1 protein-coding gene is annotated in these 1,334 nt (G+C 40.6%); it reads left to right on the forward strand.

Features of this window, described 5'->3' with window-relative positions:
- The first annotated feature begins 72 nt into the window (after nt 1-72).
- Entirely contained in the window at nt 73-1,095 is a 1,023-nt protein-coding gene (locus HC728_RS19555; protein WP_190395971.1) for an IS110 family transposase, read from the forward strand.
- Nucleotides 1,096-1,334: the final 239 nt, after the last annotated feature.

Here is a 1,334-nt window from a genome sequence, read left to right on the forward strand (position 1 = left end):
CTTAATTATATGGTCCGCCTCACTCTCAAACTCCTATGCTTAGAGTAGGCATGCAGAAATGAGGTGAATCATATGTCTTCCATCCAAATTTTAGGTATCGATTTAGGTAAACATAGCTTTCACGTGGTTGGTCATAACCACTTGGGAAAAGAAGTTTTACGGAAAAAATATAGTCGTAATCAATTAATCTCTTTTATTGCGAAGCTAGAACCAACAATAATTGCTTTTGAAGCATGTGGTGGCTCCCATTGGCTCGCTCGAAAATGCATAGACTTAGGCCATCAGGCCAAACTTATCCCGCCTCAATATGTAAAACCTTATGTGAAAGGTAATAAAAATGACTTCATTGATGCGGATGCGATAGCAGAAGCAGCAAGCCGACCATCTATGCGTTTTGTTGCGGTAAAAACAGAAGATGCACAAGTTATAGCAACCATTCATCGAATTAGAGATGGTTATATAAAAGAACGAACGGCATGTATGTCTAGAATTGGCGCCATTCTACTCGAATTTGGGCTGAGCCTGCCCAAAGGGCATGCGAAGATGAAAGCTCTTTTTCAATGGTTAGCAGAGCAAAATCAAGAATTACCCCCGAGTTTACTCAATGAGTTATGCAGTATTCATGAGCATTACTCTTATTTGAGCCAACAAATAAAGGAACAAGACATTAAGCTTCATGATATTTCTGAAAATAATGAATTAGCTCGGTTATTAAAAACAATTCCTGGTATTGGAGATTTAACATCAACGCTTTGTATCGCTGATGTGAGTTCTTCAAATAACTTTGCAAATGGTCGTAATATGGCAGCATGGCTAGGTCTTGTTCCTAGGCAGTTTTCGACAGGAGGTAAACCCAAGTTATTGGGTGTTAGTAAACGAGGAAATAAACAGCTTCGAACCTTATTTGTTCATGGTGCTAGAGCGGTTCTATCTAGACCAGACACCACAGGGAAAGTATTTGGTCAGTGGTTGGTCAATTTGAGGGCAACCAAGCCGTTTAATGTTGTAGTGGTAGCGCTTGCCAACAAGCTAGCAAGAATAGCTTGGGCGGTGTTACAACACCGCCAAGCTTTTAAGGCTGCAAAGCAGCCATAACCGAGTTTGCAACGTCAATGAATGTGATGACAAAAACGGTCAATCGGCCAGATTAAAAACCTGATACAAAAAACAGCATAAAAATGCTTTCGGCTTTTTAAGGATAATCTGGCGCGGATATCATCGTGGAGCTGGTAAGCCATGGGCTCACCAAACGTGACTCCGAATACATTAGCGCAAACTAACTCCGTCATTAATTAATTGTAGTTGCAATTAAGAGGCGGACCATACATTTTTGT

The organism is Aliivibrio sp. S10_S31, from assembly GCF_014694495.1.
Taxonomy (GTDB): Bacteria; Pseudomonadota; Gammaproteobacteria; order Enterobacterales; family Vibrionaceae; genus Aliivibrio; species Aliivibrio fischeri.

Bases quoted from the DNA above. Each gene is read 5' to 3' on its own strand.
- HC728_RS19555 (WP_190395971.1), top strand. From the start codon at position 73: ATGTCTTCCATCCAAATTTTAGGTATCGATTTAGGTAAACATAGCTTT.